The organism is Gemella cuniculi DSM 15828, assembly GCF_000425665.1.
Taxonomy (GTDB): domain Bacteria; phylum Bacillota; class Bacilli; order Staphylococcales; family Gemellaceae; genus Gemella; species Gemella cuniculi.
Genome location: NZ_KE384433.1, coordinates 18435 through 43653, shown reverse-complemented (window position 1 = coordinate 43653; position 25219 = coordinate 18435). Strand labels below are relative to the sequence as shown.

At 28.3% G+C, this 25219-nt stretch carries 23 protein-coding genes and 1 other RNA gene; 22 read left to right on the top strand and 2 right to left on the bottom strand.

The window, feature by feature from the left end:
- Nucleotide 1: 1 nt before the first annotated feature.
- Nucleotides 2-1384 (top strand): DNA repair protein RadA, encoded by a 1383-nt coding sequence (gene radA, locus H612_RS0107815; RefSeq protein ID WP_027130939.1) that lies wholly within the window; start codon nt 2-4, stop codon nt 1382-1384.
- 158 nt (nt 1385-1542) lie between these two features.
- Here the strand turns inward: radA and glnA are convergent, their stop codons facing one another.
- Together glnA and H612_RS0107805 are read right to left on the bottom strand one after the other, a co-directional pair.
- The gene (glnA, locus tag H612_RS0107810) at nt 1543-2868 is read right to left on the bottom strand and encodes a type I glutamate--ammonia ligase (RefSeq protein ID WP_027130938.1); all 1326 of its coding nucleotides are present in this window, start codon (nt 2866-2868) and stop codon (nt 1543-1545) included.
- A 47-nt stretch (nt 2869-2915) separates the two neighbouring features.
- A complete protein-coding gene (locus H612_RS0107805) occupies nt 2916-3299 on the bottom strand; it encodes a MerR family transcriptional regulator (RefSeq protein WP_027130937.1) in 384 nt (127 codons plus the stop codon).
- A gap of 215 nt (nt 3300-3514) precedes the next feature.
- Here H612_RS0107805 and H612_RS0107800 point away from each other — a divergent pair, with 215 nt between their 5' ends.
- From H612_RS0107800 to H612_RS10100, 21 genes are all read left to right on the top strand, one after another.
- Complete coding sequence (locus H612_RS0107800) at nt 3515-3697, top strand: hypothetical protein (protein ID WP_027130936.1); 183 nt, start codon at nt 3515-3517, stop codon at nt 3695-3697.
- A gap of 45 nt (nt 3698-3742) precedes the next feature.
- Nucleotides 3743-5371, top strand: coding sequence for a putative polysaccharide biosynthesis protein (locus H612_RS0107795; protein ID WP_245570469.1), 1629 nt, complete (start codon nt 3743-3745; stop codon nt 5369-5371).
- A gap of 2 nt (nt 5372-5373) precedes the next feature.
- Nucleotides 5374-6087 (top strand): 16S rRNA pseudouridine(516) synthase, encoded by a 714-nt coding sequence (locus H612_RS0107790; RefSeq protein ID WP_027130934.1) that lies wholly within the window; start codon nt 5374-5376, stop codon nt 6085-6087.
- A 14-nt stretch (nt 6088-6101) separates the two neighbouring features.
- Nucleotides 6102-7499, top strand: a complete 1398-nt coding sequence (gene pepV, locus H612_RS0107785) for a dipeptidase PepV (RefSeq protein ID WP_027130933.1) — start codon at nt 6102-6104, stop codon at nt 7497-7499.
- Between the two features lie 226 nt (nt 7500-7725).
- On the top strand, nt 7726-8502 hold the full coding sequence (locus H612_RS0107780) for a phosphotransferase family protein (RefSeq protein WP_027130932.1): 777 nt from the start codon (nt 7726-7728) through the stop codon (nt 8500-8502).
- Nucleotides 8503-8603: 101 nt separating this feature from the next.
- The gene (locus tag H612_RS0107775; RefSeq protein ID WP_051210197.1) at nt 8604-9374 is read left to right on the top strand and encodes a TIGR01457 family HAD-type hydrolase; all 771 of its coding nucleotides are present in this window, start codon (nt 8604-8606) and stop codon (nt 9372-9374) included.
- Between the two features lie 14 nt (nt 9375-9388).
- Entirely contained in the window at nt 9389-10150 is a 762-nt protein-coding gene (map, locus tag H612_RS0107770) for a type I methionyl aminopeptidase (RefSeq protein ID WP_027130930.1), read from the top strand.
- Between the two features lie 78 nt (nt 10151-10228).
- On the top strand, nt 10229-12283 hold the full coding sequence (gene topA, locus H612_RS0107765; protein ID WP_027130929.1) for a type I DNA topoisomerase: 2055 nt from the start codon (nt 10229-10231) through the stop codon (nt 12281-12283).
- Between the two features lie 341 nt (nt 12284-12624).
- Nucleotides 12625-13956 (top strand): branched-chain amino acid transport system II carrier protein, encoded by a 1332-nt coding sequence (brnQ, locus tag H612_RS0107760; protein ID WP_027130928.1) that lies wholly within the window; start codon nt 12625-12627, stop codon nt 13954-13956.
- 368 nt (nt 13957-14324) lie between these two features.
- Complete coding sequence (locus tag H612_RS0107755) at nt 14325-15167, top strand: P-loop NTPase family protein (RefSeq protein WP_027130927.1); 843 nt, start codon at nt 14325-14327, stop codon at nt 15165-15167.
- The gene (locus tag H612_RS0107750) at nt 15167-15928 is read left to right on the top strand and encodes a hypothetical protein (RefSeq protein WP_027130926.1); all 762 of its coding nucleotides are present in this window, start codon (nt 15167-15169) and stop codon (nt 15926-15928) included. Before H612_RS0107755 ends, H612_RS0107750 begins: the two co-directional genes overlap by 1 nt.
- A gap of 12 nt (nt 15929-15940) precedes the next feature.
- On the top strand, nt 15941-16711 hold the full coding sequence (locus H612_RS0107745) for a TerC family protein (RefSeq protein WP_027130925.1): 771 nt from the start codon (nt 15941-15943) through the stop codon (nt 16709-16711).
- Between the two features lie 193 nt (nt 16712-16904).
- Entirely contained in the window at nt 16905-18569 is a 1665-nt protein-coding gene (locus H612_RS0107740) for an Rqc2 family fibronectin-binding protein (protein ID WP_027130924.1), read from the top strand.
- Between the two features lie 103 nt (nt 18570-18672).
- Nucleotides 18673-19380, top strand: coding sequence for an AzlC family ABC transporter permease (locus H612_RS0107735; RefSeq protein WP_027130923.1), 708 nt, complete (start codon nt 18673-18675; stop codon nt 19378-19380).
- The gene (locus tag H612_RS0107730; RefSeq protein ID WP_027130922.1) at nt 19367-19693 is read left to right on the top strand and encodes an AzlD domain-containing protein; all 327 of its coding nucleotides are present in this window, start codon (nt 19367-19369) and stop codon (nt 19691-19693) included. Before H612_RS0107735 ends, H612_RS0107730 begins: the two co-directional genes overlap by 14 nt.
- 126 nt (nt 19694-19819) lie before the next feature.
- A complete protein-coding gene (gene gmk, locus H612_RS0107725) occupies nt 19820-20440 on the top strand; it encodes a guanylate kinase (protein WP_027130921.1) in 621 nt (206 codons plus the stop codon).
- A 13-nt stretch (nt 20441-20453) separates the two neighbouring features.
- Nucleotides 20454-20651, top strand: coding sequence for a DNA-directed RNA polymerase subunit omega (gene rpoZ, locus H612_RS0107720; RefSeq protein ID WP_027130920.1), 198 nt, complete (start codon nt 20454-20456; stop codon nt 20649-20651).
- Nucleotides 20652-20726: 75 nt separating this feature from the next.
- An RNA gene (gene rnpB, locus H612_RS09790) (RNase P RNA component class B) lies at nt 20727-21105 on the top strand.
- Between the two features lie 56 nt (nt 21106-21161).
- Complete coding sequence (locus tag H612_RS0107715) at nt 21162-22289, top strand: THUMP domain-containing class I SAM-dependent RNA methyltransferase (RefSeq protein ID WP_027130919.1); 1128 nt, start codon at nt 21162-21164, stop codon at nt 22287-22289.
- A 94-nt stretch (nt 22290-22383) separates the two neighbouring features.
- Nucleotides 22384-22887, top strand: coding sequence for an RrF2 family transcriptional regulator (locus H612_RS0107710; protein WP_027130918.1), 504 nt, complete (start codon nt 22384-22386; stop codon nt 22885-22887).
- A gap of 314 nt (nt 22888-23201) precedes the next feature.
- Nucleotides 23202-25219, top strand: a 2018-nt coding sequence (locus tag H612_RS10100; RefSeq protein WP_035500512.1) for an SdrD B-like domain-containing protein, incomplete at its 3' end; no start/stop codon positions are given.

Here is a 25219-nt window from a genome sequence, read left to right as displayed (position 1 = left end):
AATGGCAAAAGTTAGTGTAAAATATGAATGCAATGCTTGTGGTTATCAAAGTTTGAAGTATATAGGAAGATGTCCAAATTGTAAAAAATGGGCTTCAATGGAGGAGATAGTAGAATCAAAAAAAGTTAATAAACATAGTGAATTTGAAACTACCAGTAATGATACTGAGCGTGTTGAAGCAGGGAAATTGAAAACTATTTCTACCCAAGATGTGCCGAGAACTTTGACAGATAGTAATGAATTAAATAGAGTTCTAGGTGGAGGCGTAGTGGGGGGATCACTAGTTCTTTTAGGAGGAGATCCTGGGATAGGTAAATCAACACTACTTTTACAAATTTCAGCTTATCTTGCTAAAGAACATGATGTTTTATATGTTACAGGTGAAGAATCTGTAAGACAGGTCAAGATTAGAGCTGATAGATTAAATAATGATACTGATGAATTATTTGTTTATGCACAAACTGATTTAAATTTGATCTATCAAATTGTAAAAAAAATAAAGCCTAAATTTTTAATTATAGACTCTATTCAAACAATTTATAATCCTAATTTAGAGAATTCACCTGGAAGCATTACTCAAGTTAGAGAATGTACCCAGCAACTTATGAAAATTGCTAAAAGTCTAAATATAGCAATTTTTATAGTTGGACATGTAACGAAAGAAGGGACGATAGCAGGACCTCGTATGCTTGAACATATGGTTGACACTGTGCTGTATTTTGAAGGAGAGGGACAACATAGTTACAGAATACTAAGAGCAGTAAAAAATCGTTTTGGTTCTACAAATGAAATAGGAATATTTGAAATGAAATCTAGTGGACTTTGTGATTTGGATAATCCATCTCAAATGTTTTTAGAAGAACGTAGTAAAAATTTAGCAGGAGCTACTATTATTAGTACTATGGAAGGAAGTCGCCCTTTATTGGTTGAAATTCAATCACTAACAACACCTACTGCATTTAATAACCCAAGAAGAGTTTCAACAGGTCTTGAGTATAATAAGCTTATTCTTCTCATGGCGGTGCTAGAAAAAAAAGCTGGATATTTACTTCAACAACAAGATGTTTATGTAAAAGTATCAGGTGGGGTGAAAATAGATGATCCAGCAGTTGATTTAGGTGTCGTTGTTGCAGTTGCTTCAAGTTTTAAAGATATTGCAGTTGATATGAATGATTGTTTTATTGGTGAGGTAGGTTTAACAGGAGAAGTAAGACGGGTTAGCCGTATTGAACAAAGAATAAATGAAGCTAAGAAACATGGTTTTAAAAGAGTAATAATACCGATAGGAAATATGAAAAATTCAGAATTTCCCGTTGGAATAGATGTTATTCCTGTTAAAGATATAAGAGAATGTTTAGATATAGCATTTGGAAATATATTTTAAAGGTTATAATAATTGTATGTAACAGAAGTATATTTTTAATTTTATACTAATGAATATAGATAAGAAAACTACATAACTTGAAGTTATGTAGTTTTTTGTTTTTTATGTTAATTGATTCAATAAATATTTTTATTAGGAAATTTATTAAATAATTAAAATTAATAATTTTTTAAGTATTGATCAATCTCCCAATCAGTAACTTGAGTTCTAAATGAATCCCATTCAATTGATTTTGCTTCAATAAAATTATAAAAAATATGAGTTCCTAACGCTTCTTTAAGAATAGCAGAGGAATTTAATTCTTTAAGAGCCGTATAAAGAGTTGATGGAAGTTCATCAATTCCATTAGAAATTCTTTCCTCTGGTGTCATTACATAAATATTGCTTCTTACTTCATCAGCTGGAATTAAGTTATTTTCAATACCGTCTAATCCAGCAGCTAAAATAGCAGTCATGGCTAGGTATGGATTGGCAGCTGGATCAACTGAACGAACTTCAATACGAGTTGATTTTCCACGTGCAGCAGGAATTCTTACAAGAGGAGATCTGTTAGAAGTTGACCATGCGACATAACAAGGTGCTTCATAACCAGGGACTAGACGTTTATATGAATTGACAGTAGGATTACAAAGTGCTGTAAAACTACGTGCATGTTTTAGAATACCAGCTATAAAATTATATGCAGTTTTAGATAAACCGTTTTCAGAGGAATCATCATAAAAACTATTTTTACCATCATTGAATAGTGAGACATTACAATGCATGCCAGAACCATTTATTCCAAAAATAGGTTTTGGCATAAATGTAGCATGGAGTCCGTGTTTTCTTGCTATGGTTTTAACAATAAGTTTAAAGGTTTGAATATTATCACATGCAGAGATTACATCATCATATTTAAAATCAATTTCATGTTGTCCAGGTGCTACTTCGTGATGACTAGCTTCAATATCGAATCCTAGACGTTCTAATTCAAGAACGATATCACGACGGACATTTTCTCCAAGATCTACTGGAGCAAGATCAAAATAGCCACCATTATCGTTTAAATCTAGACTGGGCTCGCCGTTTTCTTTTAGCCTAAATAGGAAAAATTCAGGTTCGGGACCAAGATTCAAAGTATCAAATCCTAAATCATTCATTTTAGCTAACATTCTTTTTAAATTCCCACGAGGATCACCTGCAAAAGGTTTTCCATCTACTGTGTAAACATCACAAATAAATCTAGCTACCTTACCATAGTCGCTATCCCATGAAAATACAAGAAAAGTATCAAGATCAGGATATAAATACATATCACTTTCTTCAATTCTCACAAAACCTTCTATAGAAGAACCATCAAACATCATCTTATTATTTAATACTTTATCAAGTTGACTAACAGGTACTTCAACATTCTTTATCGTACCTGTGATATCAGTAAATTGTAGTCGGATATATCTAACGTTTTCTTCTTTTATTTTTTTTAAAATCTCGTCTCTAGTCATTAATTATATTCTCCTCTTTAAATTATTATTTGTAAAAAAATCTTACATTAAAATTTATTTTTTTTGTTGTTGTAAAATCTTGATAAATCACCTCGTCCTATAGAGCGTTCTCTAGGTAAACCACTAGGTCCTGCAAAAATATCATTATGAATAATTTGCCTGATTTGATTTGTTTGTTCTGAAACTTCTTTTTCATTTATAATTTCATCAATGGCTTTAAGGTTAAAACCTTTTGTTAGTAAATCTTTAATTGTTAAAAGTTTATCAATATCATTTAAAGAAAATAACCTTGTGTTTCCTTCGGTACGTTTAGGAGCAAAAAGTTTTTTTTCTTCATAATAACGAATTTGTCTTGCAGTAAGTTGAGTAATCTTTGTTACTACACTAATAGAAAAAACAGGAAGATTTTTTTGAAATTCTTTAAACCCCATATTACCACCTCTCTTTTGGATAATTTTGTGAAATAATTATATCTACAAGAACATCTTATCAAAAAAATAATATAAAATAAAGTGCATGTTAGATTTTATAACATATACTACGTGTTAAAATAGATAGAAATTTTAAATAATTATACAAAGGAGTTTAAAATTTTCAAAAATCATGATAGAATATAGATATAATATCGTAAGAAAGGATGGCTAATATGACAATATTTTTATCTGTTATAGTATTTATCATTTCATTTATTTTGTTATTGGGCTCATATATTTTATTAGTTGCTAATGGAAAAATAAAGAAGAAACGAATGGATAAAGTTTTAAAATTGATAGCAGCCTATAGTTTAGTAGCAGCTTTGGTATATTGTTATCAGGCTTTATATTTATAAATTATAAAATTTAAAATTTAATATAATTAAATAATATGTTTGGATGTGAAAAATTTGAAAAAAGATTCCTTGTTTAGAGGAACTGCATTACTTAGTATTAGTTTACTTTTAACTAAAATTTTAGGAGCTGTGTATCTGATTCCATTTTACCAAATTATAGGTGGAGAAGAACAAATGGCTCTTTTCAACTATGGTTATAGTTATTATGCGACTATATTGGAGATTTCTTCAGCAGGAACTCCATTAGCGATAGCAAAATTGGTTGCAAAATATAATGCACTAGGAGCATATAGTATTAGTAGGCGTATAGTAAAATTAGGATCTTTACTTTTAATTGTTATGGGTATGGCTGGTTTTTGTATTTTATTTTTTGGATCTGGATACATATCAGAACAAATTCTAATAAGTAATCAACAAAAATTTCTACCGAGTGATGGTGCACTAGTTTTAAAAAGTTTAAGTTTTGGGATACCTTTGGTTTTAGTTTCTGCTGGGATTAGAGGGTTATTTCAAGGACATGAGATTATGTTACCATCAGCGTTTAGTCAATTCATTGAGCAAGTTATGAGAATTGCTTTTATGCTAGGTGCGACTTACATTGTAATGAAAATTTTAAATAAAGGTGTGGTTGCAGGAAATGTAACTGCTACCTTTGCTGCAACAGTAGGAGCTGTATTTTCTGTTATAACATTACTGTATTTTTATAAAAAGTACAATACACAATTAGATTATAGTGGTAATGATGAAAATCATGGATTAAATATTTCTACGTCGGAGTTAGTTAGAGAATTTTTTTCAGTTTCAATACCGTTTATATTTATTGTTTCGTTATTTCCGATACTTAACATAATTGATCAACATAATTTTATTCATGGAATGACTGCTATTGGTAAAGCAGATATAGTAGATGGAAGATTTTCAGCATTGCAACTTGTTAATAAAGTGGTAATGATAGCTGTAGCCATTTCCCCTGCATTTTCTAGTACGTTTTTACCATCAATAACTAGGTTATACGCACTTGGACAAAAAGAAGGCGTCAGTAGGCAAATAAATAAGGTAATACTTGCTCTTATGATGATTGTCTTGCCTGCACTTGTTGGTATGTATATTTTAGCAGATCCAATTTATTCTGCGTTTTATAGTAGAAGTATTCTTAATGCAGATTTATTGAGATTTTATTTACCTTTAGCAATATTATTTTCAGTTTATAGTTTGACAAGCATAATTATGCAAGCTGTAAATAAACAACTATTGAATTTAATAACTATAGTGGTTGGGTTTATGGTGAAATATTTTACAATAACACCATTCGTAATGAATTTTGAAACTAAAGGCGTTATTTTGTCATCAGTTGCGACTTATATAGTAATGATAACCATGAATTTTGTGATTATTAATTTTGAAGTAAAGTTAAAGGTTTTAGATTTTATAAAGAAATTTTTAATTTTAGCAAGTAGTTGTTTTATAATGTTTATCGCTGTGGCTGCTGTTTATGATGCTATAGTTGGTAATTTTGTTATAGAGTCTAAAATATCAAGTATGTTTTTGATAATAATTTGTGCAGTAGTAGGTGTCGTAATCTATTTTTATTGTGTAAATAAAATGAAGTTTGTTGAGTATTTGTTTGGTAGAAATATAAATTTAAGATCTCTTAATTTTTTAAGGAGAAGATAATAGTGAGACTTGATAAATTTGTAAGTAGTATGACTAATCTAAGTAGAGCAGATGCTAAGAAAATTATAAAAAAGGGAATTATAGTTAATGGTTCTTTGATAAAATCATCAGATTATAAGGTTGATGAAAACGTTGATGAAGTGGTAGTTGATAATAAGAAATTGGTTTATCAAAAATATATTTACATAATGATGAATAAACCGCAAGGTGTAATTTCTGCCACAGTAGATGATAAAGATGAAACAGTAATAGATTTACTGGAGGAAAAAGATAAAGTGCTAAAACTCTTTCCAGTTGGAAGATTAGATAAGAATACAGAAGGGCTTATGTTCCTTACAAACGATGGTGAATTGGCACATAAGTTGATATCACCTAAAAAAGATATAATTAAAAAGTATTATGTGGAAGTAGAAGGCCTTTTAAAAAAAGAATATATTGATGATGCATTTAATGGAATTATTCTTGAAGATGGATATAAATGCAAAAGTGCAATATTAGAAATTTTAAGTTCTAGTAATGAAAAGAGCACGGCATATATTAATATCACTGAAGGAAGATTTCATCAGGTAAAGAGAATGATGAAAACGTTTGGGACAAAGGTGATATACTTAAAAAGATTGACTATAGGATCTCTGATATTAGATGAAAATTTAAGATTGGGTGAATATAGATATTTATCAGATGAGGAAATAAAAAAATTAAAAAATAAAATATAGTGGAGGATACATTTATGAATATCAATTTTACAAAAGAAGTACAAAAACACAAAGAGGATTTGTTAAAAGATTTATTTGAATTGCTCAGTGTTAGATCAATATTAGGTACAGATATAACGGAGGAAGCTCCTTTTGGAAGTGGACCACGTAAAGCATTGGATTTAATATTATCATATGGAGAACGTGATGGCTATAAAACTAAATTGGTTGAAAATAAAGCTGGGCATATTGAAGCTGGTGAGGGAGAAGACTTGTTTGGTATTTTAGGCCATGTTGATGTTGTTCCAGTGGTAGAAAGTGATTGGGTTAGTCATCCGTTTAAACCTGAAATACGTGAAGGAAAAATTTTTGCACGTGGAGTTTTAGATGATAAAGGACCAACAATGGCGGCTTATTATGCAGTAAAACTTTTGGATAAATTAGGAGTAAAATGGAATAAAAGAGTACGTATAATTGTTGGAAGTGATGAAGAGACAGGATTTAGATGTGTTAAATCATATTTTGAACATGAGGAGCAACCATCACTAGGATTTACACCAGATGCTATGTTTCCATTAGTGTATGCTGAAAAGGCACGTGCTACATTTGATCATAAATTAATATTCCAAGAAGGAAATAATAATGCAGATTATAAGTTACTTTCATTTGAAGGTGGTCAAGTTTTAAATATGGTAGTTGCAAGTGCTAAGGCAAAATTATGCGGAGTAGCGAATGATATAGAAGATAAATTTGCTAAATTCCTTTCTAATGAAAAATTAGAAGGAACAATAAACATTGCAGAAGAAATAGAAATAGAATTAAAAGGCAAAGCTGCCCATGGTTCAACTCCACATTTGGGTATAAATGCTGGAACTAAATTAGCAGAATTTTTAAATACATTAAGTTTAGACATAAACGGAAAAAATTATGTTGAACATATTGTAACTAGGTTAGCAAACGATCCATTCGGAGAAAAATTAGGATTGAATTATTCTGATGATGAAATGGGAGCGGCAACTTATAACTATGGAATTTTGAAATATGATGCTAAAGAAAGAGTTGCAACAGTGTCTGTAGATTGTAGATATCCTAAAAATTTTGATTTAATAACTAAGTTGAGTAATTTGAAAGAAAATTATATAAATATTGAGGTAACAAGCAATAAAGAAGCACACTATGTTCCTAAGGATGATGAGTTGGTTACAACATTGGTTGATGTATATAGAAAATATACGGGTGATACTAAAAATGAAGCATTTGTTTTAGGTGGTGGAACATATGCAAGATGTTTAAAAAAAGGTGTGGCATTTGGAGCACTACTTCCGGGAAGAGAAGATACAATGCATCAAGCTAATGAATACATCCTAATAGAAGATTTATTATTAGCAACTGCAATTTATGCAGAAGGAATTTATAAACTTTGTTGTGAATAAAATTTTATATAAAAATATTTATTATAAATAAAAGTTTTTAAAATAAAAATAATTAGAAAAAACATTCTCGAAGATATTTATATTTGTTTCAAATGAAATCAATTAAAATATCTTTGAGAATTTTAATTATAAAGAAAAATATTGTCTTGAAAAATAGCACTAAAGATTGTAAAATAAATAGTGCATTATAGTAAAAAGAGATTTGAAGAAAGGAGAAGTATAAAATATGTCTAAAGAATATTATCAGATGGGTTGGACTTTAGATGAACAATATGAAGATGATTATTTTTTTTCGAAGGATAATCATAATTATTTTATTAAAAAAAATACTACTCCTATGATAGCGACTCTTTCAGTTGAAGGAATAGTACCTAAATTAAGATGGACCAAAAGAATTAGTAATGGTGATGTTTTGATTGCTCAAGATTTCGAAAATGGAAGAACTTTAAAGAATGAAGATATGAGAGATAAGCGAATTCCAGAAATTTTGAAAAAAGTACATAGTTCTAACAAGTTAAAACGTATTATGAAGGCACAAGGTTATTGCGAAGAAACCGCGTATAATTCTCTTTGTAATCTTAAAACCTTAATAAATAATGAACTAAGAAAAAATAGTAATATTATAAATGCATTGAATTATTTAGAAAATAATCTTCCTGAGCAAAATATAGAATATACCCCTTGTCATACAGATTTACATAAAGATAATTGGTTATTATCTGATAAAGGAAAGTTATTTTTAGTAGATTGGGAGCATTCAATTTTAGGTGATCCTGCGATAGATATTTCATTTATTTTGTATAAATATATTCCCCAAAAAGAATGGAATGAATGGCTAAAAATTTATGGACAGGTGCCCACTATAAAGTATAGAAATAGATTAAAATGGTATATTACTTTGCAGTCAATTATTATGATAGTTTGGTATCATGAAAAAAGGCAATTTTCAGAAATGAATTCTTGGTTAGTCTTTTTAAATAGAATTTTTAATGAATTTATATAAGCATTAATGAGGAAAATCCTAATTAATGCTTTTATTTTTTTTATAAACGGTGTAAAATAGTAAATAGTTATTAAGTTATAAATTTACTATGGAGAAGAGTAATGAATATAAAAAAGTATAAATTGTATCTTATTGATTTAGATGGAACTATTTATAGTGGTGATAAAAGAATAAATTTTGCTAAAGAATTTGTGGACTATCTTAATAAAAATGAGATAGATTATTTATTTTTGACTAATAATTCTACAAAAGAACCACAAGATGTGGAAAAAAAATTAGAAGAATTTAGAGTCGTAACAACTATTCAACACGTGTACACATCAAGTGATGCAACAAAGTTTTACTTAAAGAATAAAGATTATAAAAAATTATATATCATTGGAGAAGAAGGCTTAAAGAGTACATTAAGGGAATTTGAACAAAAAACAAGTGAAGAAGATGTAGAAGCGGTGGTTGTTGGTTTGGATAGAGAATTAACGTATGAAAAGTTAACTATCGCAACTCGTGCTGTTTTGAATGGTGCAGAGCTTATTGGTACTAATCCTGATACTTTACTTCCAACTGCTGATGGATTTAGCCCAAGTAATGGAGGTCAGATAAAATATTTAGAGCATGCTACTAGTAGGGTAGCAACTGTTATAGGAAAACCTAATAAGATTATAATGGAAAGTGCTATGAGTTTGTTTAATTATAAAAAGGATGATATAGTTATGGTAGGAGACAATTATGAAACTGATATTATGTCAGGTATAAATAGTGGAATTGATACTATTCATGTTCAGACAGGAGTTACTAGTGTTGAGGAATTATTAAAAAAAGATATTCAACCAACCTATACTATAGAAAATTTGTCTAAATTAATAGAAAGTTAGAGGAGAATAATAATATGATAATAGAAAATGATGAACAACTGCAAAAAATGAAAGAAATCGGATTTATTTGTGCGACAATAAGAGATGAAATGAAAAAAAAAGCAGTTCCTGGTGTTTCAACAAAGGAGTTGGATAATATTGCAAAGGAATTATTTGAAAAGTACGATGCAAAATCTGCTCCAATTACTGAATATGATTTTCCAGGATATACTTGCATATCATTAAATCATCAGGCAGCACATGGAATACCATCTAGCAAAAAAATATTAAAAGATGGTGATTTGTTAAATATTGATGTTTCTGGTTGTAAAGATGGTTTTTATGCAGATACTGGTGTTTCGTTTGTTGTTGGTAAAGTAGATGATGAAATGAAAGAAAAAGTGTGTGAAGTTGCACAAGAAGCATTTTATGAAGGAATAAAACATGCAATAGCAGGGCGAAAAATAAATCAAATTGGAAAAAATATTCATAAAAAAATTAAAGAATATAAATTAGAAGTTATAGAAAATCTAACTGGGCATGGTATCGGTACCTCACTTCATCAAGAGCCGCAGCATGTATTTAACTATTTTGATCCATGGGACAATTTGATTTTAAAAGAGGGAATGTGTCTTGCTGTAGAACCATTTGTATCAACAAAAGCAAAAATTGTAACAAATACTGATAAAGATGAATGGGAACTGGTGACAAAAGATAATTCTTACGTTGCACAATATGAGCATACGATAGTAGTCAGAGAAAATGAAGAACCTCTAATTCTAACAAAAATTGATTAAAAATAAAGAAATAAGTTGACAATATAAAAAAAATGTTTTAAGATACTACTTATTAAAAAAATTCATGGAGAGTAATAAATGGCAGAAAATTTAGTAATAGTCGAATCTCCTTCAAAGGCAAAAACAATAGAAAAATATCTAGGGAAAAAATATAAAGTAATATCTTCAAAGGGTCATGTAAGAGATCTCCCAAAAAGTAGAATGGGGGTTGAGGTACTAGAAAACGGAAATATTGATGTAGACTATATTTCTATCCGAGGAAAAGGAGATGTTATAAAAAATTTAAAAAAGGAAGCAAAAGGAAAAAAAGTTTTTCTAGCATCCGATCCTGATCGTGAAGGAGAAGCAATAGCATGGCATATTGCTTATATATTAGGATTAAATAACGACGAGGATAATCGTATAATTTTTAACGAGATAACAAAAGATGCAGTAAAAGATGCAATCAAACATCCTCGAAAAATAAACACTGACCTAGTTCAATCACAACAAGCTAGACGAGTTTTGGATAGGCTTGTTGGATATAATATTTCGCCAGTACTTTGGAAGAAGGTCAAGCCAAAACTATCAGCAGGTAGAGTTCAGAATGCGGCATTGAAACTAATTGTTGATAGAGAAGAAGAAATTCAAAATTTTAGACCTCAAGAATATTGGACGATTCCAATAGATTTTATGAAAAATAGAAAAGTACTAACAGCAAATTTTTATTCATATAAGGGTAAAAAAATAAAACTAGAAAGTAAGAAAGATGTTGATAAAGTAAGAAATGCGATTAAAGGAGAAACATTTAAGGTAATAGATGTAGTTAAATCTAAAAAAAATCGTAATTCACCGAATGTTTATATAACATCAACTATGCAACAAGATGCTTCAAGAAAAATAAATTTCAAAACTAGAAAAACTATGAGTGTGGCTCAGGAGCTTTATGAAGGAATAAATTTAAAAAAATTAGGTGGAGTAACTGGTTTAATAACCTATATGAGAACAGATTCAACTCGTGTTTCTGATGAAGCAATTAATATGGCTAATAGCTTTATTTTAAAAAATTATGGAAAAGAATATTGTTTAACAGCTGCAAAAAAGGCAAGCAAATCAAATAAGAATATTCAGGATGCTCACGAAGGAATTAGACCAACCAATATAGAATTCACACCAGAAAATATTAAAGAATATTTATCAAATGATCAATATAAACTTTATAAGCTAATATGGGAAAGATTTGTTGCAAGCAGAATGAGTGCAGCAGTATATGAAACAACATCTACAACCTTTGAAAATAATAGTATTGTTTATAAAGGAGCTGAGTCGAAATTATTGTTTAATGGTTTTTTAGTTGTTCTAAAAGAGAAAGAGAAGTTAAAATCTGTTCCAGAGTTTGAAGTAGGAGAAGATGCAAAAATTAAGGAAATAAAAGAAGAACAGCATTTTACGCAGCCACCTGCTAGGTATTCAGAAGCAAAACTTATTGCAGAGTTAGAAGAACTTGGAATTGGAAGACCTTCTACTTATGCAACAATAGTAGAAACTCTACAAAAAAGGTATTATGCAAAACTTCAAAATAAAGTATTCACTCCAACTGAATTAGGTATATTGGTAAGTAAAATTACTGAGGAATATTTTCCTGATATAATTAATACAAAATTTACGGCAAATTTGGAAAATCAATTAGATAATATAGCCGATGGCAAGATTGAGTGGGAGAAAACCATTTCTGACTTTTATTCCACTTTTAGAAAAGATGTGGAAAAAGCAGAACAAGAAATGGAAAAAATCGAGATAAAGCAAGAATTTACAGGTGAAATTTGTCCAGAATGTGCTTCTCCACTTGTTTTTAAACTAGGAAAATTTGGGAAGTTTATCGCATGTTCTAATTTTCCAGAATGTAGGTACACAAATACAATTCAGAAAAAAATAGGTGTTGTTTGTCCGAAGTGTCATAAACACGATATATTAGAAAAAAAATCAAAAAAAGGAAAACTTTTTTACGGTTGTGACGGATTCCCAAATTGTGATTTTGTGTCTTGGGATAAACCAATAAATAGACTTTGTCCGAAATGTAATCATATTCTTTTTGAAAATAAAAAAGGTGTTTATTGTGGGAATTGTGATTACAAAGAGGAATTGGAGAAATAATTTTATATCATTAACTTAAAAATAAGGTGACTATTAACTTGAGTCATCTTATTTTTTTGAGAAAGTTTTAAAATAGAAAATGCTTTATTATAAAATAAAACTATAAATTCATCATTTTAATCATAGGTTTACGAAAAAAATTAAAAATTACAGTTAAAAATTTTTAGAAAGAATTTTAGGAGTCTAATATTTATAAGCGATGAATTATCAGAAAATTTACAATAATTTTAAAATAAAAAATAAATTATTTTAGAAAATCTATTGACAAATACTAATAAATGTATTAATGTATATATTACGTAATTTAAGAATTAAATTGAATCTAAATAGAGGAGGATGACATGTTAAAATTTTTGAGGAAAAATTCTTATATTTCAATTGGACTTATGTTATTTGCATTATTTTTTGGAGCTGGTAATTTAATATTTCCTGCGTTTTTAGGACAAAATGCTGGACAAAATTTATCAGTTGCCATGATCGGATTTATAATTATGGGTGTAGGGTTACCTTTACTAGGAGTTTTAGTTATGGGGTATTCAGGTGCTCAAGACTTATTAGAATTATCTAGTAGAGCAGGAAAAATTTTTGGAGTTGTATTTACTACATTGCTGTATTTGACAATAGGACCGTTTTTCGCAATCCCAAGAACGGGGACAACAACTTACGAACTTGGTTTATCAAGCTTTGTTCCATCAGAACATGCAACGATAGTACAAGCTATTTTTCTAGCAGTATTTATGGGGTTAACGTTATGGTTAGCAATTAATCCGAATAAATTAGTTGATAGAATAGGGACTATTATAACTCCAGTTTTGTTATTATCAATGATTGTTTTAATTATTGCTTCGTTAGTAAATCCAATGGGATCGTATCAAGAACCAACAGAAACTTATGCAACTAACTCATTAGCATTTACTAGTGGTTTAATGGAAGGATATAATACAATGGATGCTTTAGCATCTTTAGTATTTGGAATAATTGTTATTAATTCTGTAAAATTATATGGAGCAAAAACAAAAGAGGAAATTTCTAAAAATACTTTAAAATCAGCAGTGATTGCAGCATTGCTATTAGCTTTAGTATATATTTTCATTTCTAATATTGGTGCCACTTCTGTATCAGTTTTAGGTTTTCAAAAAACAGGAGCTGGGGTTCTAACAGGTGCAACTACTTTTTACTTTGGAAATGTAGGAAAAATATTATTATTTGTAATTGTATTTTTAGCATGTCTAACAACGAGCGTAGGGTTAGTTACAGCGTGTTCTACATATTTTGTTAGATTATATTCTAAAATTAATTATAAAACATATGCAATTATTTTGACAGTATTTTCTTTTGCAATAGGAAATTATGGATTAGCAGCTATTATTCAAGGAGCAGTGCCAGTATTGGTTCTTTTATATCCGTTAACAATGGTTCTTATTATCCTAGGATTTTTAAATAATTTCTTTGGTGGAAAAAAAGTTGTTTATGCTACTACTGCTTTGGTAACAGGAGCATTTAGTTTATACTCTACAGTTACCTCAACTTTAAAAATTTCTATTTCATCAGTTGATAATTTTCTTGTGAAAGTTCTTCCAATTCAGGGGGATTTTGCTTGGATTAATTTTGCGGTAATAGGTTTTGTGGTAGGAATATTACTAACTTTTGTAAAGAAAGAAGAAAAAAAATAATATAAATTATAAAAAGAAAGTTATTCATAAGAGTAACTTTCTTTTGCAATATATATTGATGGATTTTAAATAAGATGGATATTTAAAATAAAAAAGATAACAATTTAGTTGAAGTATTTTGACATTAATTGTAAGCAATGGTATTATAATAAAGTGTATAATTATATTTTCTAGATTTTTAGAAAGTATTTTTTATTAAGTAAATATGATAATTTATGGGAAATAAAATTATCTATAAATGGTATAATGAATATTGATAATAAAATTATGTTGATTATCATTTTTCATATAAATATTTATAATTAAGAGATATTTAAAATTTTTAAGTCAGATAATTTTTGATGAAATTTAAAATTTTAGGAGTAGAGATGGTATTAGAATTTAAGAATTATAAAAAGAAAATAAGAAAAGATACTACACTAGAGTTAGATTTTGAAGTTAAAGAAGGAGAAATTCTTGCGATTTTAAGTAACGATAAAGAAGGATTGGAAATAATAAAAGAATCTTTTCGAAATAGGACTAAATACAAGGGGCAAATACTTTTCGACAGTAAAAATTTAAGTAAAGAAAAATTAATTTTTTCAAATGATTATGGTTTTTATAATCATCTATCGTTGATAAAAAATTTACAAAAATTTTTATCTATGTTTAAAATAAACATGAATTTTGAAGATTTGAAAAGTAATCTACTTGCATTGGAGTTGGAGAGTGATAAAAAATATAAAAAATTATTAAAAAATGAAAAAATAAAATTTCATACTTTGTTTTCAATTCTAACAAAACAAAAACTAGTTGTGGTAGATAATGCTGACAAAAGTTTAACTAGTAAAGATAAATTATTGATAAAAGAGTTATTATCAAAAAAAGAACAGCATTCTACAGTTATTGTTTTTGATAATATGTTAAATGAATTCAATGATATTGCGAATAATGTTTTAGTAATATCAGATGGAATTAAATCATATTATGGTACATTAAGTGATTTGCTTATTATTAAACAACTTGCAGCTCTTAGTTTATCGCATCAAGATGATTTAGATATAATACTTCAAGATTATCAATACACTGTGTACAATGATAGAGAAATTGTTGTAAGAGATGAGGTTTTAGAGGAAGTTGTCTATGAACTTTTGAAAAATGATATAGAAGTTTATCAAATTAGAAATCTTGGTGAAAAAATAAAACTTTATGCAGGGGATGGTGAGAAGTAATGTTGTTTTTAATTGAATTTGGAAAAGTTTTTAGAAGGAAATTTAACTATCTTTTTGGGATATTGACTCTTCTTATTGGAATTATTTTTACTTATAAGTTAGGTAGTTTAGTTACTTATTTTGACATTTCTAGGTCTAATATAATTTTTGACTTTATATTAAAAATCATATTAGGGCTAACGATATTTATTATGGGAATAAACTATATTTATTCTTATAGAGAAGACTATAATTCTAGGGTATCGACTTTGTTAGAAGTAAAAAAATTAAAAACTGTCAGGGATTTTTCAGCAATTTTTGCAAATGTACTATATTTTTTCTTCTATTGTATGGTTATATTGTTAGGTATTTTTTCTTTCTTATTTCTTAGAGAGCGAAGTACCTTTATAGAAATAAAAGATGTTATATTAAGTGAAAATCATATTTTTTCTTATACAATATTTTTGGTATTATTATTGTTATTTTCTAATTTAATATTTTTGCTACTATTGACTTTATTTAATAATACTAATTTAGCGATTTCATTATCATTACTGTATTTTATAGGTGGTAGTGTAATTGCAAAGATGTTAGTGAATCGTTTTTCAATTATGGCAGAACGAATTGACAACAGTATTTTGACAGTTTTTGATAAGTCATTTAATAATCTTAATCAATTTATTGAATTCAATGGAAGCATGTTTATTCCGCTAGTATTAAATATAGTTGGATTAGTGGTAGTTATATTTATTGTTAAATTTATAAAAAAGGTAATTAATTAGAAGGAGAGTTTGATGGATACACAAATTTTAATTCAATATGTAGTTGTATTATTTAGTTTAATTATTTTAGAAGGGCTACTTTCTGCTGATAATGCGATAGTTTTAGCGGTTATGGTGCGTCACCTTCCCTATAAAGAACAAAAACATGCTTTGATGTATGGGTTAGCTGGAGCACTTATTTTTAGAATTACTGCAATTTTTTTAATTACAATATTAGCACAATATTGGGAAATACAAGTTTTGGGTGGTTTATACTTAATTTATATGGCGGTTAGTCATATAAAAGAATTTTTTGATAAAAGAAAAATTCCTAAAAATCAACAAGAAGTAGAAAGTCCTAAAAAGCAAAGTGGTTTTTGGATGACAGTATTAAAAGTGGAACTAACAGATATTGCTTTTGCTATTGACTCTATTTTAGCTGCAGTTGCTATTGCCATTACTTTACCACATATATCAGAAACAACAATTGGTGGTATAAATTTAGGGCAATTTTCTGTTATGGTAATTGGTGGTTTTATTGGAGTTGTTATTATGAGATATGCAGCTAATATTTTTATAAGAGTTTTAGAGAAAAAACCCGGTTTGGAAATAGCAGCGTTTTTAATAGTAGGATGGGTAGGAATCAAACTTTTTGTTATTGCAGCAGCACATCCTAAATTAGCACTAATTCCAGAACATTTTCCTCATTCAACACTCTGGACGATAATTTTTTGGATAGTATTACTTGGACTATTGGTATGGGGAATTTTAGTATCTGATAAATTTGAAGAAAAGAATAAATAAAAAAATTGATTCAGGGATTAAATTAATTTCTGAATTAATTTTTTTTAATTAGTATATATAATTAGTATATATACTAATTTTTGGTAAACATTTATAATATTCTTACGAAGCTAATATGGAAATTTAATTTGAAGTATGCTATAATGTTTAGCAAATCGAAAAATAAGATGAGCAGAACTATAAGGAGGAGACTATGGCATTTGATGGTTTTTTTATAAAAAAATTAATAAAAGAGTTGACTGAAAGTTTAATTCAAGCAAGAATCAATAAAGTGAACAATCTATCAACAGATGAATTTATTTTTTCAGTAAGAAAAGGAAAAAATTTAAAATTATTTCTGTCTGCTAATCCTACTAGTTCTCGTTTGCAGTTAACAAAAAATAGCTATGAGAACCCTAAGACACCTTCAAATTTTTGTTCAGTGCTCAGAAAATATCTAACAGGTGGTATTATTTTAGATATTGAACAACTAAACAATGATCGTATAGTAGCATTAAAAATCAAAAATTTTGATGAGCTTGGTTATGAAAAATATTATTATTTAATTGCTGAACTTATGGGGAAACATTCAAATATTATTTTAACAAATGAAAATAAAGTTATTATAGAATCACTAAAAAATAGCTATAGTTTGGAATATAAACGTTCAACTATTTCTAATATGAACTATATATTACCCCCTACTCAAGAGAAGTATAATCCATTTGCTTTAGACAGTTATAAGAATTTGGAATTCGATATTAAAGATAAAAGATTTCTTATAAAAAATTTTTATGGGGTATCCTTACTTTTAAATAATTATTTTGTAAATAAAGATTTAGAAAATATTAAAATAGAATTTAAAAATTTTTGTGAAAATTTTGATGAATATTCAAAACCAGTATTTATAAATATTAATGGAAAAAAAGATTTTTATTTCTTTGATATAAGCAATTCTGAAGAAAGTATAAAGTTTAAAACATTATCAGAGCTTCTTGATTTTTACTATATGGATGTTGCAAAAGAATCAATTAATAAAAATACTGACAAAAAGTTATTTACTTTTATAAAAAGAAAAGTTAATAGTTTAAATAAAAAATTGGATATACTAATAAAAGAATTAACTGAAGCAGAAAAAAAAGATGATTATAAATTAAAAGGACAACTCCTTATTTCAAATGCATATCTTTTTAAAAATAGTGTTCCAGAAGTTGCAATCTTGCAGAATTTTTATAGTGAAAATTTGGAAGATGTTAAGATAGAATTAGACGTAAATATTAGTGTTGAAAAAAATTCGGAAAAATATTTTAATTTGTACAAAAAAAATAAACGAACAATTTCAAATCTTAATGAGCAGATTGAGGCAACAAAACAGGATATTTTATATTTTGAAACTTTGAAATTTCAAATAGAAAATGCGGAAAAATCTGATTTAATGGAAATAAAAGAAGAGTTAGTTAAAGGGGGATATTTAAAAGAAAAAGCACGAGTTTTTAGGAAGAAAAATAAAAATAATTATTTTATAGTGCATAGCAATAATATTCCTATCTATGTAGGTAAAAATAATATTCAAAATGATATTATTACAAATAAATTAGCAAGAAGAGATTTTTTGTGGTTTCATGCAAAAGATATTCCAGGAAGCCATGTTGTAATTTTTAGTAATAATCCAGACGAGAAGACTATTAATATAGCGGTTATGCTTGCAGGATATTTTTCTAAATTTAAAAATGAAGATAGTGTTGATGTAGATATGACTCTTATAAAAAATGTAAAGAAAATATCGGGAGCCAAACCTGGACTCGTAACTTACACAGGGCAGAGAACTTTAAAAGCGAAAATTGATAAAGTTTTAATAAATGAACTGATATCAAAATAAAGAATAAGTAGGTAGGGGAGACTTAAAAATCAAAGAATTCACAAAGATTTTTCAAGAGTCATTCCCTACTTAAATTATATAAATAGATGAGAAAAGGAGAAATATGGATAATAAATTAGACGTAAAAACAGCAATAAAGGATACTTTACCAACAATTTTTGGATATATAGGAATAGGACTTGCTTTCGGGATTATAGCAAAATCGGCAGGATTTAATATCTTTTTAGTAGCTGCAATGTCACTGTTTATTTATGCTGGGAGTGCACAGTTTATTACTGTAAGTATGTTATCAGTAGGTAGCCCTATTTTTCCTATTGTAATGGCCACATTTCTGGTTAATTCTAGAATGATACTTATGAGTATGACACTTGCTCCATATTTTAGAAATTATAGTATGTTAAAAAATATTTCAATAGGTACCTTGCTTACTGATGAAAGTTTTGCATTAGGGATGAACAAATTAAATTATACAAATGGACGTTTAAGTTATGAATGGTTTAATGTGGTAAATGCTATTTCATATTTCACTTGGATAGGAGCATCAATAGTAGGAGCGGTACTTGGTGATTTTATAAAAAATCCTTATTCATTAGGTTTGGATTTTGCTCTTGTTGCAATGTTTATAGGACTTTTATATTTACAGATAGTTTCAGATTTTTCTATAAAGAAAAAAGTTCAAATTTTGGTAATTTTATTTACATTAATCTGTATTTATTTAGGAATGATTTTTATTCCCAGTAGTATATTAGTAATCGTAGTAACAATATTAGGATGTGGATTTGGAGTGATTTTAAAAAATGTCTTACATTAATTATATATTTTTAACGATTTTAGGTTGTGTTTTAGCGACTTGGTTATCAAGAATATTGCCATTTATTTTATTAAAAAAATTTGAATTACCTAAAGCAATAGTAGAATTTTTAAATTTTGTTCCAATTGTAATAATGTCAGCATTATGGTTTGACAATTTATTTATTCAAGAATTAGGTTCAATACCTAAAATAAACTATGAAAATCTTCTAGCTTCCGTACCGACCGTGATAAGTGCTGTAATTTCAAAAAATTTATTGGTTATTGTTTTAGTTGGAATTATTTCATTAGGTGTTATTAGATGTAGTATTTAATAAATTAGTTATTTGAAACAAATATAAAATGTTACAAATTTGTTAAAGCTGGCAATAATAGTTTTATTTTTGTAAGATTTATGGTATCATTAAAGGATAATAAATCATATTAGAAGGATACGAAAAATGGAGAAAGGATTATTAATCGTTTTATCAGGACCATCAGGAGTGGGGAAAGGTACTGTGAGGAAACAAATTTTTGCTAGTAATGATGTTGATTTTGAATACTCTATCTCAATGACCTCACGAAATAAGAGACCTGGTGAAGTTGATGGAGTTGACTATTTTTTTAAAACCAAAAAAGAATTTGAAGAACTTATAAAGCAAGGTGAACTTTTAGAATATGCACAATATGTTGATAATTACTATGGGACGCCTGTAAAATATGTAAGGGAAACTATGGAGAAAGGAAAGGATATATTTTTAGAAATAGAAGTTCAAGGAGCGGGACAGGTAAAAAGTAAAATACCTGATGCCCTATTTATATTTTTAGCTCCTCCAAGTATTGCGGATCTTAAAAATAGATTAAAAGGTCGTGGAACTGAAAGTGATGAAGTCATAGAATCACGTGTAGCAAAAGCGAAAAAAGAAATTAATATGATGCATCTTTATGATTACGTTGTAGAAAATGATGAAGTTGATAAAGCTGTTGATAGAATAAAAGCAATAATTCTAAGTGAACATTTAAAAAGAGAACGTATTGAAATGAAATATCGTAGAGCATTATTAGAATTAGAGGAAATGTAGGAGAAAAGTAAAAATGTTATACCCAAAATTAGATGTATTAAAATCAAAAGTAAATTCAAAATATATGTTGGTATCATTAGCAAGTAAAAGAGCACGAGAATTGTTTGCTGATCCAGAAACAAAAAAATTAGAAAAATATACTTCGCATAAAGAAGTAGGAAAAGCACTAGAGGAAATTGCGGAAGGAAAAGTTTCTGTTCTAGAAAAATAGTTTTTATGTTATAATATATTAATATAGTAGGGAACTGTAATTTTGATTGAAAGAGATAATTAAATAAAAATATTTTTCTTTGAGTGATCGCAGTGATAAACTGAGGAAAGTCCATACTCACACTAGCTGAGATGTTAGTAGTGTTCAACGCTAAACGAAAAAATAAGTTTAGGTACCTTTTGGTAACGGCAGAAAATATAACCTAAGTAAAATTTTATATGGTTGTATATCTTGAAAGTGCCACAGTGACGTAGTTTTTATAGAAATGTAAAAAGTGGAACGCGGTAAACCCCTTGAGTGAGCAATTCAAATTTTGGTAGAAGCACTTACTTCGCAGAAATGAATGTAGGAGTAGGAAATATAATTTTATATTTAGACAGATGATCACAACTATATTTACGAGAGTTGACTAGGCTCGCTTGAGTAAGATAGATACAGAATATGGCTTATGATAAGAAAAATAACTAGTTCTAGGGGCTCTTAGGAGCTCCTTTTTTTAAGGAGGAAGAAATGAAATATAATTTAGTAGCAACAACTCCTATGGGGATTGAATCCATAGTAGCAAAAGAAGTTCAAGACTTAGGTTATGAAACAAAAGTAGAAAATGGTAGGGTATATTATTCTGGAGATAAAAGAGCAATAGTTCGTTCGAATCTTTGGTTAAGATGTGCAGATAGAGTAAAAATAGTCATTGCTCAATTTCCAGCATATACTTTTGAAGAATTATTTGAAAAAACAAAAGAAATAGATTGGGATAAATATTTACCAATGGATGCAAAGTTTCCAGTGGATGGACGTAGTCATAAATCTACACTGTTCAGTGTTTCTGACTGTCAATCAATAGTGAAAAAAGCTATCGTTGAAAAAATGAAAAAAAGTTATGGAATAACTGGTTGGTTGAGTGAAAGTGGTGCAAGATACAGATTAGAAATAATTATGTTAAATGATATTGCTACTATTCTATTAGATACATCAGGAGAGGGTCTTCACAAGAGAGGATATAGAGCGAAACAAGGGACAGCACCTCTAAAGGAAACATTAGCAGCGGCTATGGTAAAACTTACGAATTGGAAAGGCGAAACACCTTTATATGATTTGTTTTGTGGTTCTGGAACTTTATTAATAGAAGCAGCAATGTTAGCTCAAAATATGGCACCTGGAATTAATAGAAGTTTTGATTTTGAAAAATGGCCATGGATGCCAAAAACACTAGTAGAAGAAGAAAGAAACAAAGCCGAAGAAGAAATAGATTATGAGAAAGAGTTGGAATTATACGGTTCGGATATTGATCCTAAAATGATAGCTACTGCAGAAAATAATGCAGAAGAAATTGGATTAGCAGGCGTAATAAAATTTAAACAAATGTCAGTTTATGATTTTGTAGTAAAAAAAGAAAGTGGAAGTGTCATAGCAAATCCACCATATGGAGAAAGATTAGGTGAGAAAAAAGAAGTGGAAAATATGTACAAATATTTAGGAAAAGAATTAAAAAATCAAAAATATTGGTCACTATATTTGCTAACTTCTAATAAAATGTTTGAACACTTATATGGAAAAAAAGCAACAAAAAGAAGAAAACTATTTAATGGTTCTATTGAATGTACTTATTATCAGTATTGGGGAGAAAAGATTAAATAATATTTGACAAGAAGGTAAATATATCATAGAATTAATATTAAGAAATATATATTATTTTATATACTTTTAAGAAGAGAAAAGAGGGTGAGAGTTTATGCATTTAACGAAAAGTACAGAACAAGCTATTTGTATAATGGTTATGTTATATACACAAGACAGACATATTTTTCTAAATTCAAAGGAGATAAGTCAGCGTCTTAACATTTCTCCAACATACTTAAAGAAAATTATGAGAAAATTAGTTGTTCATGATTTAGTAAAAGCTAATACTGGAGTAGGCGGAGGATATAAGTATAAGAATAATAAAAAAATTTCACTGTACGACATTTATGTCGCACTAAACGGAGAGGTAGAAATATTCGTTTTAAAAACAGATTATGTTTCTAAAATTTTTGAAGGAGCATTAGCTATCGACAAACGTTATGGAGAATATCTGAAAAAAGTAAATTCAATTAATAAATCTATAAAAAAATCACTAGAAACTATAACTATTGACGACATCGTTGAAGATATTTTAGATGATAATTCAAAAATAAGATTAGATTGGAATAATTGGGAAGAAGAATTTAAGAGAGTTAATGTCTTTTTTAAAGGATAATGAAAATAATATTAATTAACTCTTTAGACTGTTGATTTTTTCAACAGTCTATTTTTGTTAAATTATATAAATAAACTTAAGTATATGTTATAAAAAACATGTTCCTAAGTTTATTTTTTATTTATGATATTAAGAATAATTGTGCTATTAAAAAATAATGTTTTGAAATTTAATAAGATAATGCTAATGAGTGCATAAAATATTATAATAATTTCAGTGCTTTCACATTGATTTCATATTGCGATTGTGGTAAAATATGCAAAGCATGTATATACAGAATTAAATATACTAATTTATATTAAAGGAGAAGAGTTATGTACAGTAAGAATAATTACAAAATGAACGAAAAGAAACAAGCTGAAAAAATAGTACGTTACGGAATAAGAAAATTAAAATTAGGTGTAACATTAGTTGCAGTTTCAGCAGGATTATTTTTTGTAGGAAATAGTGCACAAGCGGCAGAAACTACGGATAATAATACAGTAACAGAAGAACAACCTCAAAGTTCAGGAGTTGATAAAGATAGTGAAGGTGCGGCAGAAACAACAGCTACAGAAGGAGAAACTGCTACAGCTGATAATAAAGAAAGTGTTGTAGAAGGTAAAGATATCTCAAATAATATGCAAACAACTATTGCACTAACACACGATAATAATCCAGTTGTTGTTGATGCAGGGCATTCTTTGAGTGCTAAAGTAACCTTTGCTATAGAAAAAGTAAAAGCTGGAGATTACTTTACTGTAAAATTTAGTGATGAAGTAGACTTGGCAGGGATAGCTAGACCTAAAGAATTTGAAACAAATTTATGGATAGAAGATAGTATTAAATTAGCAGATGGAAAGTACGATCCTACTACTAACTCAGTAAAATATGTAGTTACAAAAGAAGCGGAAGTTCTTAGAAATATAAATGCAAGTAAAAGCTACTATGTTGCTATTAATAGAGATAAAGTTACTGAAACAAAAACTATTACGCCAACAATATCAGTAGGAAATAATAAGGAAACTTTTAGTGTTCCAGTAAAATATGAAGCAGTTGATAGAGCAAAAACTGAAAAAGCAGTTAATGGTTTAGCTACTTCAAGTTTAATTACAGAAGAAAATGAAGCTGCTAATAAAGTAACAAGTGTAACATATGCTAACATAAATCGTGAAAAAGTTTCAAATACTACATATACTGAAAGAAATAGTAATGGAAAAAATATTGCACAGTATAATAGTACGGATACTGAGGTGAAAATCTATAAAGTTCCTAAAGGTGTAGCTTTAAATTCTAGTTATTCTTACGATCCTACAAAATTGGAAGACGTTACAGAAAAATATGAATTAAAATATGAAGATAATACTTTAAATATAGATTTTAAAAATATAGAAGACGCTTATATTATTGTTACAACAAATACTACAAAACCTGAAGAAGGACAAGCAGATAGTGAAATGCAAGTAAGTTCATCTATGTCAGGTAAAACGGAAAACAACCGATATATAAATTCTACTTCAACTACAGCAAGAGGTATTACTGTAGCTGGTGGATCAGATAGTGGAAGTGCTTCTGAAGATTTACCTTATGCTTTAGGTAATTTAGTATGGGAAGATAAGAACAATAATGGTATACAAGATGAAGATGAAAAAGGAATACCGAATGTAAAAGTTACATTGGTGGATTCTAAAGGAGTAGAGAGAACAACAACTACAAATGAAGATGGTCAATATTACTTCAGTAAAGTATATAATGGAGCTTATACTGTAAGATTTGATGTGCCTGAAGGATATCGTCCGACTAAAGTAAATGAAGGAACTGATAAAGAAAAAGATTCAAACGGAACAGAAACAACTGTAACTATTCAAAATGCTAGTGACTGGTCTATTGATTCAGGATTCTATAAACCAGTAGGAAGCGTAGATGTAAGATATGTTATAAAAGATACAGACACTGAAATCAAGGAAACACAATCGGTAGTAAAAGAAGAACTAGTAGATTCACCATATTCTTCAGACACTGATGAGTATAAACCAAAAGAAATAACAAAAGATGGAAAAACATACCGTTTAGTAGGTCATAAAGGTAGTTCAGACCCAGAAAATGGAAAAGTAACTGAAGATAAGAAAACTGTTGTTTATGAATATGAGTTAGTAAAAGGAAACGTTGATGTAAAATACATAACTGAAGATGGTGAAGTATTAGAAGAAACAGCATCGGTAAAAAAAGATAGCCCAATAGGTGAAGAATATCAAACAGAACAAAAAGTGTTCGAAGGATACGAATTTGTAAAACTTGAAGAAAATTCAGCACCAGTTTCAGGAAAAGTTGAAGAACAAGATCAACATGTTGT